Origin of the sequence: Faecalicatena contorta (assembly GCF_021531995.1) — a bacterium.
Classification (GTDB): domain Bacteria; phylum Bacillota; class Clostridia; order Lachnospirales; family Lachnospiraceae; genus Dorea_A; species Dorea_A contorta_A.
The window spans coordinates 17,909-27,388 of the sequence record NZ_JAFBIZ010000032.1 but is presented as its reverse complement, the minus strand read 5'-3'; the positions used below and the strand labels follow the sequence as shown (position 1 = coordinate 27,388).

The 9,480-nt window shown below is 42.8% G+C and carries 10 protein-coding genes, 1 tRNA gene and 1 other annotated feature; all 11 genes read left to right on the top strand.

Features of this window, described 5'->3' with window-relative positions:
• Positions 1–24 precede the first annotated feature (24 nt).
• Positions 25–300, top strand: a binding site (T-box leader).
• Between the two features lie 77 nt (positions 301–377).
• The 11 genes from ilvB (at position 378) to JQM82_RS06240 (ending at position 9,462) form a co-directional block, all read left to right on the top strand.
• Positions 378–2,099, top strand: coding sequence for a biosynthetic-type acetolactate synthase large subunit (gene ilvB / locus JQM82_RS06290; RefSeq protein WP_235249215.1), 1,722 nt, complete (start codon positions 378–380; stop codon positions 2,097–2,099).
• Between the two features lie 31 nt (positions 2,100–2,130).
• Entirely contained in the window at positions 2,131–2,643 is a 513-nt protein-coding gene (gene ilvN / locus JQM82_RS06285; RefSeq protein WP_235249214.1) for an acetolactate synthase small subunit, read from the top strand.
• A 317-nt stretch (positions 2,644–2,960) separates the two neighbouring features.
• A complete protein-coding gene (locus tag JQM82_RS06280; RefSeq protein WP_235249213.1) occupies positions 2,961–3,986 on the top strand; it encodes a branched-chain amino acid aminotransferase in 1,026 nt (341 codons plus the stop codon).
• 326 nt (positions 3,987–4,312) lie between these two features.
• The gene (locus tag JQM82_RS06275) at positions 4,313–4,684 is read left to right on the top strand and encodes a GntR family transcriptional regulator (RefSeq protein ID WP_235249212.1); all 372 of its coding nucleotides are present in this window, start codon (positions 4,313–4,315) and stop codon (positions 4,682–4,684) included.
• A gap of 4 nt (positions 4,685–4,688) precedes the next feature.
• A complete protein-coding gene (locus JQM82_RS06270) occupies positions 4,689–5,534 on the top strand; it encodes an ABC transporter ATP-binding protein (protein WP_235249211.1) in 846 nt (281 codons plus the stop codon).
• Positions 5,534–6,190: an ABC-2 transporter permease gene (locus JQM82_RS06265; RefSeq protein ID WP_235249210.1), complete on the top strand. Its 657-nt coding sequence runs from the start codon at positions 5,534–5,536 to the stop codon at positions 6,188–6,190. The genes JQM82_RS06270 and JQM82_RS06265 overlap by 1 nt, the downstream gene beginning before the upstream one ends.
• A gap of 118 nt (positions 6,191–6,308) precedes the next feature.
• A complete protein-coding gene (locus JQM82_RS06260; protein WP_235249209.1) occupies positions 6,309–7,091 on the top strand; it encodes a shikimate kinase in 783 nt (260 codons plus the stop codon).
• A 1-nt stretch (position 7,092) separates the two neighbouring features.
• Positions 7,093–7,626, top strand: coding sequence for a YqeG family HAD IIIA-type phosphatase (locus JQM82_RS06255; RefSeq protein WP_235249208.1), 534 nt, complete (start codon positions 7,093–7,095; stop codon positions 7,624–7,626).
• 60 nt (positions 7,627–7,686) lie between these two features.
• Positions 7,687–8,241: an elongation factor P gene (efp, locus tag JQM82_RS06250; RefSeq protein ID WP_235249207.1), complete on the top strand. Its 555-nt coding sequence runs from the start codon at positions 7,687–7,689 to the stop codon at positions 8,239–8,241.
• Positions 8,242–8,400: 159 nt separating this feature from the next.
• On the top strand, positions 8,401–9,276 hold the full coding sequence (locus JQM82_RS06245) for a DUF5688 family protein (protein WP_235249206.1): 876 nt from the start codon (positions 8,401–8,403) through the stop codon (positions 9,274–9,276).
• 114 nt (positions 9,277–9,390) lie between these two features.
• Positions 9,391–9,462 (top strand) — tRNA-Arg (locus tag JQM82_RS06240).
• Positions 9,463–9,480: the final 18 nt, after the last annotated feature.

Sequence of the window (9,480 nt, the reverse complement as noted above, 5' to 3'; positions counted from 1 at the left end):
GTATAATATAATACAATTATTCAGAAAAATGCTACGACAAGGAGGAGTACATAAGTTCCGGAAGCAAAGAGAGAAGATGTGTGGTGAGAATCTTCGTGAAAGACTTGTGGAAGTAGCCTTCGAGCAGTGAACCGAAAGATATGATATTGTCATATACGAGTAGACTTCAACGCAGTCCCGGCGTTAAAGGGGAGCAGTATCGGAGAGAAAGCAGAAGACGATATTTCCTGTACTGGCAGAGAGCAGAGAAGCATTTCTCTGAAGTTAGGTGGTAACACGGATGAAAGATTCGCCCTAAGCGTTCAGCTTAGGGTTTTTTTTCGCAGATATCCGTAAATGATAAGGGAAACACCTTTTGTATGGAGGAGGTATGTAAGATGAGAAAAATCAGTGGAAACAAGTTGTTGGTGAAAGCGCTGAGAGAGGAAGGCGTGGATACAATATTCGGATATCCGGGTGCATGTACGATTGATATCAGTGATGAATTGTATAAACAGGATTACACGAAGGTGATCCTGCCCAGACAGGAAGTGGCGCTGGTGCATGAAGCGGATGCGTATGCACGTTCTACGGGGAAGGTGGGGGTCTGCCTGGTAACCAGCGGGCCGGGAGCAACAAACCTGGTAACAGGACTTGCGACTGCGTACTATGACAGTGTTCCTCTGGTATGTTTTACGGGACAGGTTGCAAGACATCTGATCGGAAATGATGCATTTCAGGAAGTTGATATCGTTGGAATTACAAGAAGCATTACCAAATATGGAATCACAGTCAGAAACAGAGAAGATCTGGGGCGAATCGTGAAAGAAGCATTTTATATTGCGAGAACGGGACGCCCGGGCCCGGTGCTGGTCGATCTTCCGAAGGATGTTATGGCTGAACTTGGAGATGCTGAATACCCGCAGGAAGTCAATATCCGGGGGTATAAACCGAATACGCGGGTTCATATCGGGCAGTTGAAGCGTGCGATCAAAATGCTTTCCAAAGCCGAAAGACCATTGTTTCTTGCAGGCGGAGGCGTTAATATTGCACATGCGAACCGGGAGTTTACAGAACTGGTGGAAAAGACGAATGTGCCGGTTGTAACGACGGTCATGGGAAGAGGTGCAATTCCGACGAATCATCCACTGTATGTGGGAAATCTTGGTATGCACGGTGCATACGCATGCAATATGGCGGTCAATGAATGTGATCTTCTGTTCTCAATCGGCACCAGATTTAATGACCGTATTACTGGAAAACTACATTCATTTGCACCACATGCGCAGATTGTACATATAGATATCGACACAGCGGCCATTTCGAAAAATGTGCAGGTAGATGTCCCGATTGTTGCAGATGCAAAAGAGGCGATTACAAAAATGCTGGAATATGTGACGGAATGTGATACGAAAAAATGGCTGGATGAAGTAGGCGAATGGAAGATGGAACATCCGCTTGTCATGAAAAAGAAACCAATTATGACGCCGCAGGATATTATTGAGACGATCAACCGCGTATTTGATGAGGCAATCATTGTAACGGATGTAGGACAGCATCAGATGTTCACGGCACAGTTTATTGAGATTACAGAAAAGAAAAAACTTCTTATGTCCGGCGGACTGGGTACCATGGGCTATGGTCTTCCAGGAGCCATCGGAGCAAAGATTGGAAATCCGGACGTACCGGTCATTTCAATCTCGGGAGATGGCGGTATGCAGATGAACAGTCAGGAGCTGGCAACAGCTGTACTTGAAGAACTTCCGATTATCAATTGTGTCTTTAATAACAATAATCTTGGAATGGTTCGTCAGTGGCAGAAGCTGTTTTACGGAAAACGTTATTCCATGACCTGTCTGCGTTCCGGAGCGGCATGCAGAGGCAGATGCGGAGAAGTAGAATGTCCGCCGTATACGCCGAACTTTATGAAACTGGCGGAAAGTTACGGCGCGAAGGGAATTCATGTAACAAAGAAGGAAGAGATCGAACCGGCATTCCGTGAAGCCATGAAGAGCAAAAAAACACCATATGTTATAGAGTTTGATATCGATCCTGAGGATCTGGTATATCCAATGATTCAGCCGGGCGGAACACTGGAAGATATGATCCTGGATTGTTAAGCAAGAGAAGATATGAAAGGGGCAGATAGATATGAGCAACAATAATATGAAGAAACGCTGGATCTCCCTGTATGTGGAGAACCAGGTGGGTGTTCTCTCCAAGATATCCGGACTCTTTTCCGGAAAGTCCTATAACCTGGACAGCCTTACGGTTGGAACGACAGAAGATCCTACCATATCCAGAATGACGATTGCAACAGTCAGCGACGATGAAACATTTGAACAGATCAAGAAACAGCTGAATCGTCTGGTTGAAGTGATTAAAGTCATAGATTTTACTGATGTATTTGTCCGTATGAAAGAGATTCTGTACGTGAAAGTACGTAAATGTACACCGGAGGATAAGGTGGAGTGCTTCCAGATTGCAGAGACGTTTAAAGCAAAAGTCATTGACTATGGAAAAGACAGTCTGCTTCTGGAGTTTGTACAGACCGCGACAAAAAATGATGCGGTAATCAAGCTGATGAAGGAAGAGTTCAAGAGTATAGAGGTGGTCAGAGGCGGAAGTGTCGGGATTGAATCTATCAGTATGATGGAACGGTAATCTGGATCTAAGCTCATTCATGCAAGCATGATCGCTTATCTTATGGAAAAGCTGAATGGTAATCGTTCAGCGAGCGCCATTCGCAAAACGCTCCTTTGGAGCTTCACCGCTGCATGCGCAGCTGCTTTTGCTCATAAGAGGGCGCTCCGCTCATATTCCATAATCTAAGCTCATTCATGCAAGCATGATCGCTTATCTTATGGAATATGGCTGAACTATTATATAAAAAACAGAGTGCGCTCTTGAATTTTGAAAAGTAACGTATTATAATAAACGCAGAAAATAAATCAGTTGTTAAAAGGACGGAGGAATATACAATGGAAAAGAAAAATATTGACTGGTCAAATCTTGGCTTTGGCTATATGCAGACAGATAAGAGATTCGTTTCCAATTATAAGAATGGAGCATGGGACGAAGGAACCCTTACCTCCGATGCAAATGTAGTAATTAATGAATGTGCAGGTGTATTGCAGTATGCGCAGACATGTTTTGAAGGTATGAAGGCATATACGACAGAGGACGGGCATATCGTAACATTTCGTCCGGATCTGAATGCAAAAAGAATGGCTGATTCAGCTGCACGGCTTGAAATGCCGGTATATCCGGAGGATAAATTCGTTGAAGCGGTAAAACAGGTGGTAGCTGCCAATGCGGCATATGTTCCGCCATATGGATCAGGAGCAACGTTGTATGTAAGACCGTATATGTTTGGTTCCAGTTCTGTTATTGGTGTAAAACCGGCAGAGGAGTATCAGTTCCGTGTATTTACAACACCGGTTGGTCCGTACTTCAAGGGCGGCGCTAAGCCGATCACGATTAAAGTATCTGACTTTGACCGTGCTGCACCGCATGGAACAGGACATGTTAAGGCCGGACTGAACTATGCAATGAGTCTTCACGCAATTGTAACTGCGCATGCAGAAGGATATGATGAGAATATGTATCTGGACGCTGCTACGAGAACAAAAGTTGAGGAGACAGGCGGAGCCAACTTCCTGTTTGTTACAAAAGATAACAAGGTGGTAACTCCGAAATCCTCTACCATTCTTCCATCCATTACAAGACGTTCACTGATGTATGTTGCCGAACATTATCTTGGAATGGAAGTAGAAGAAAGAGAAGTACACATTGAAGAATTAAAGGATTTTGCAGAATGCGGACTTTGTGGAACAGCAGCTGTTATCTCTCCTGTAGGAAAGATCGTAGATCATGGAAAAGAAATCTGTTTCCCAAGCGGAATGGAAGAGATGGGACCTGTGACGAAGAAACTGTATGATACACTGACCGGAATCCAGATGGGACGCATCGAGGCTCCGGAAGGATGGATCTGCAAGATCTGCTAACCAGAGACTGCGGTGACGGAGATTTTCGTCTGCACCGTCTGAAAATGTATAATTTAGAAGGAAGAGTCGCTCTATAGCTGATTATTCAGTTGTAGAGCGAGACTTCCTTTTTTTGATGGTAATTTTCTGGGAGTTTCCATCACAGAAAGGGACTTCGATTTTCTGATGGTAAATATTTCTGGGATGCACCTGGTGGATTTTGGATGTATGAATCAGAGGTTTGTTGTTTTTTAAATGGAAGTGTAACAAATAATGAATAAACAGTATAAAACAGTTGACAACAGTTATAAACTGTTATATACTGTTTATAACGAAGGAGGGGTAACATGAATGTGATTATCAATCATTCTTCCATGCAGCCGATCTACGAGCAGATCTGCGATCAGCTCAAAGAAAAGATCATGCACGGAGAATTGCAGGAGGACACGATGCTCCCGTCAGTTCGTACATTAGCTAAGGAACTCAAAGTCAGTGCACTGACTGTAAAAAAGGCATACGATGCTCTGGAAGAGGAGGGATTTGTGGTCACGGTTCACGGTAAAGGAAGCTTTGTGGCGTGCGCAAACCAGATGACGATGCTGGAGGAGAAGAAAAGAGAAGTAGAAGCTGATTTGGAGATGGCCATCCGAAAAGGCAGAAGCTGTGGAATGAGCAATCAGGAGATTGCAGAATTATTTCAGATTGTTTTGGAGGATTAGTGCGATGTTGAAATTGAAAAATGTCAGAAAACGCTATCGTGATTTTGAATTGAACTGTTCAATGGAAGTTCAAAAAGGATGTATAACCGGCCTGATCGGACCGAATGGCGCCGGAAAAAGTACTGCATTTAAGGCTGCGCTGAACCTGATCCGCGTGGATGAGGGAAGGATCATGATCTTGAATAAGCCGACGACGGAGCTGACAGCAAAGGACAGAGAAGCAATCGGTGTGGTCCTTGCGGATTCGGGCTTCAGCGGATACTTAAGCATTGCAGATCTGCTTCCGGTACTTCGGAGCATGTATTCACAGTTTGAAGAAGTATGGTTCCTGGAAAAATGCAAGGAATTTGACCTGCCGTTAAAGAAACAGATCAAAGAATTTTCAACCGGGATGAAGCGGAAACTTCAGGTGCTGGCAGCACTGTCTCATAATGCCAGACTGTTAATTCTGGATGAGCCGACTGCGGGAATGGACGTGATCGCGAGAGATGCGATTCTGAATCTTTTGCGGGAATATATGGAGCAGGAAGACCGTACCATATTGATCAGTTCTCATATTTCCAGCGATCTGGAAGGCTTTTGTGATGATCTGTACATGATAGATGGCGGCAATATCGTCCTGCACGAGGAGACAGATGTGCTTCTCAGCGACTATGGGGTATTGAAGGTGACTTCGCAGCAGTATGAAAAGCTGGATCGCTCTTATATATTGCGTCATAAAAAAGAAGAGTTCGGATACGCATGTCTGACGAATCAGAAGCAATTTTACAGCGAAAATTATCCGGATATTGCGATCGAAAGAGGAACAATTGATGAATTGATTATGATGATGATTCGAGGTGAAAAGTAATGAAGGGTTTATTGATTAAAGATTTTAAACTTTTGAAAAATCAGAAACAGTTTTTTATTGTGATCGGACTGATTACGCTTATGTTCATGGCTACCAATGACAATCCCTATTTTACCATTACTTATGCAACCATGATGTTTTCCATGTTTACTATGAGCACGATTTCTTATGATGAATATGATAATGGTGCGGCATACCTCTTTTCTCTGCCGATCAGCAGGAAAGGATATGTTGGTGAAAAGTATGTATTTGGCGTACTGACGTCGCTTCTTGCCTGGCTGATAGTTACGGTTCTGAACTTCGTATTTGTCATAGTCCGTAAGCTGGAAATAGAACCGCAGGAACTGGGAGTAGTCAGTGTTGTCGCACTGGTAGTGGCAGGTATGGTTCTTGCAATCAGTATTCCGCTTCAGTTAAAATTTGGTGCGGAAAAGAGCAGAATGGCATTTTTTGCAGTGTTTGCTCTGGCTTTTGTGGTAGCGTTTATCTTTGTTAAGGTTATGGAAAGGACGTCCGTCAATTTTACCGCAATTTTGGAAAAACTGGACCAGGCAAGCTTCGGTAGTATGACTGCCATATTACTGCTGATAGGGGCAGTGATGCTTGGCATATCTGCACTGATCTCGATGAGAGTTATGGATCGGAAGGAGTTTTAATATCGGGGCGCCACATGTTGCATGTCGATTGCATTTTTCTTGCGTATCATTGGAAATACTGCTATAATACACACGAATATGCAAATGGATTTTCAGGATAAGACAGGAGAAAACAGACATGAATGATTTGGAGATGTACAGAGAACAGCTGGCATTGTGTGATGATAAGATTATTGATGCCCTGGCAGAACGCAATGCAATTGTTGAGAAGATCATGGCATATAAAGAAGAATATGGCATGGCAATTCTGCAGCCCCAGCAGGAGAAGAAGCAGAAAAACAGACTGGAAGAGAAACTGGCGGATAATAAATATAAAGAAGAAATTTTTGATGTATTTCGCTGCATTTTACGTAATAGTAAAAGAATACAGGCGAGAAAACTGTTTGATTATAATATTGTACTGATCGGATTCATGGGAGCGGGAAAGAGTACGATATCCGATTACCTGAGTACGATGTTTGATATGGAGATCGTTGAGATGGATCAGGTGATCGCAGAACGGGAAGAGATGAGTATTCCGGATATTTTTTCTACTTACGGGGAAGAATACTTCCGGGATCTTGAAACGAATCTCCTGATTGAGATGCAGGATAGAAAGAATACGGTGATCTCCTGTGGAGGAGGAGCAGCACTTCGGGAACGCAATGTGGAAGAGATGAAGAAAAACGGAAGAGTTGTTCTTCTTACTGCAAGCCCGGAGGTTGTATATGAGCGTGTCAAAGACAGTAATGACCGACCGGTGCTTAATGGAAGAAAGAATGTAGAGGGAATTGCTGAGCTGATGGAGCAGCGCCGTGAAAAGTATGAAGCGGCGGCAGATATTGTAATTAACACAGATCACAAGACAGTTCTTCAGGTATGTGAAGAACTGGTTCAGAGTTTGCAGGAGATAGAAGAATAGGATGTTTGATTGTTTTTTTCCGGATAAATATGTGGCATCTACGTATGTTATTGATTTTGAAAAAATGTATGAAAACGGTGTTCGCGGATTGATTTTTGATATCGACAATACGTTGGTTCCGCATGGAGCACCGGCAGATCACAGGGCGATCGCGCTGTTTGAAAGGCTGAAAGCACTCGGGTATCGATGCTGTCTGATTTCCAATAATCAGAAACCAAGGGTTGAGATGTTTAACAAAGATGTTCAGGTGGATTATGTGTATGATGCACACAAGCCTTCCACGAAGAATTATATCAGGGCAATGGAGATCATGGGGACAAACAGAGATACAACGGTCTTTATCGGAGATCAGCTGTTTACAGATGTCTGGGGAGCAAAACGTGCCGGAATTCCGAATATTCTGGTAAAGCCGATCCATCCAAAAGAAGAGATTCAGATTGTTTTGAAGAGATATCTGGAAAAAATTGTATTGCACTTCTATAAGAAGAACCTGAAGCGTGAAAAAAAGGTTGAAAAAAGCCGTAATCTATTATAGAATTAATAGAGCAATAGAACGTTAAGTGCTATTCGGGCACGACTAAGGAGGATTATACTAATGGCAAAGTTTGAATGGAAGACAAACATCACAGTAGAAATCGAAGGGAATGTATATCAGGTAATTGATTTCCAGCATGTTAAGCCAGGAAAAGGCGCTGCTTTCGTACGTGTAAAGATGAGAGATATCATCAAGGGCGGTGTAATTGAAAGAACTTTCAATCCGGATGAGCAGATTACAACTGCACACATTGACAGAAAGAACATGCAGTATCTGTATAATGACGGATCTCTGTATTACTTTATGGACAACGAGACCTATGATCAGATCCCGGTTGGAGAAGAGACAGTTGGCGATTCTCTGAAGTTTGTAAAAGAGAATGAAAATGTAACAGTTGCTTCTTATCAGGGCAATGTATTTGCAATTGAGCCGCCGCTCAGCGTGGAACTCGTAATCACAGAGGCAGAGCCTGGAGTAAAGGGGAATACAGCTACAGGTGCAACCAAGCCGGCAATCGTTGAGACAGGTGCAAAAGTTAATGTTCCGCTGTTCGTAGAGCAGGGTGAGAAAATCAAGATCGACACCCGTACAGGAGCATACCTTTCCAGAGCATAATTTTGTTTATTCATTATGTGAAAAAAGCCTTGCAATTTTTGCAGGGCTTTTTTATAATTGGAGATACCATAATATTTCATTTCTGATAGATATAATTCAAAGGCATAATCTGCCATATTTCCACAAAATCTTGATATCGCTGCCGGGAAAGGAAGATATATGACATACGATCAGTTTATTCAGACGGTAGAGAGCATTTTAAAAAAGGAGGTGAGAGACAATATTACAGTACATCTACATACAAATATGAAGAACAATAGCATCAGGCGACACGGAATTATGTTGAAAGAGCAGGGAATCAATGTATCTCCGACGATTTATCTGGAGGAATATTATCAGCAGTTCCAGAGAGGTGTTTCAATGGAAACAATTGTGAGTAATATTCTGAAGCTGTATGAAGAGGTTCGGTTTGAGCGTCCCTGGAAGGGAAATCCAATAAAAGATTATTCTTCAATTCAAAGAAAGCTTGTATATCGTCTGATTAATCGGGAAAAAAATCAGGAACTTTTAAAGCAGATTCCATCGGTCGAATATCTGGATCTTGCAGTTGTATTTTACGTACTTCTGGAAACGGGACCCTTTGGGATTGCATCCGTACTGGTTCACAATGAGCACCTGAGATCATGGAATGTGTCAAAAGAAATGGTTTATCAGGCGGCACACAGGAATACAGAATATCTGCTTCCGGATGAGTTCTGTACGATGAAGGCTGTGATTGAAGAGTTGACCGGGCATCGGGAATATGAAGGAAGAAATATAATGTACGTTTTCAGTAATCGGACCCGAAGCTTTGGAGCATCTGCCATTCTCTATGATGGACGGCTTGCGAAGATTGCAGAGCGTTTGAAAGAGAATTATTATGTATTGCCGAGCAGTGTGCATGAGACGATCATCGTAGCTGAGAGTGATGCACCGGCAAAGGACGATCTTGATGCGATCATAAGAGAAATCAATGAAACACAGGTGGATCCGGAAGAAGTTCTTTCGAATCAGGCATATTATTATGACAGGAAAGAGGGAAAATTGCTCCTGTAATCATCTGAAATAAAAGAAAAGTAAAGGAAATGTGAGAAATGTCGAAATCATTTCCTTTACTTTATCTGCTAAATGTGTTAATATTACAAAGGTAATTTCATAAAGAATGTATATGCACCCGTAGCTCAGGGGATAGAGCACCGCCCTCCGGAGGCGGGAGCGGCGGTTCGAATCCGCCCGGGTGTGTACTTTTTTTAAGTGCTT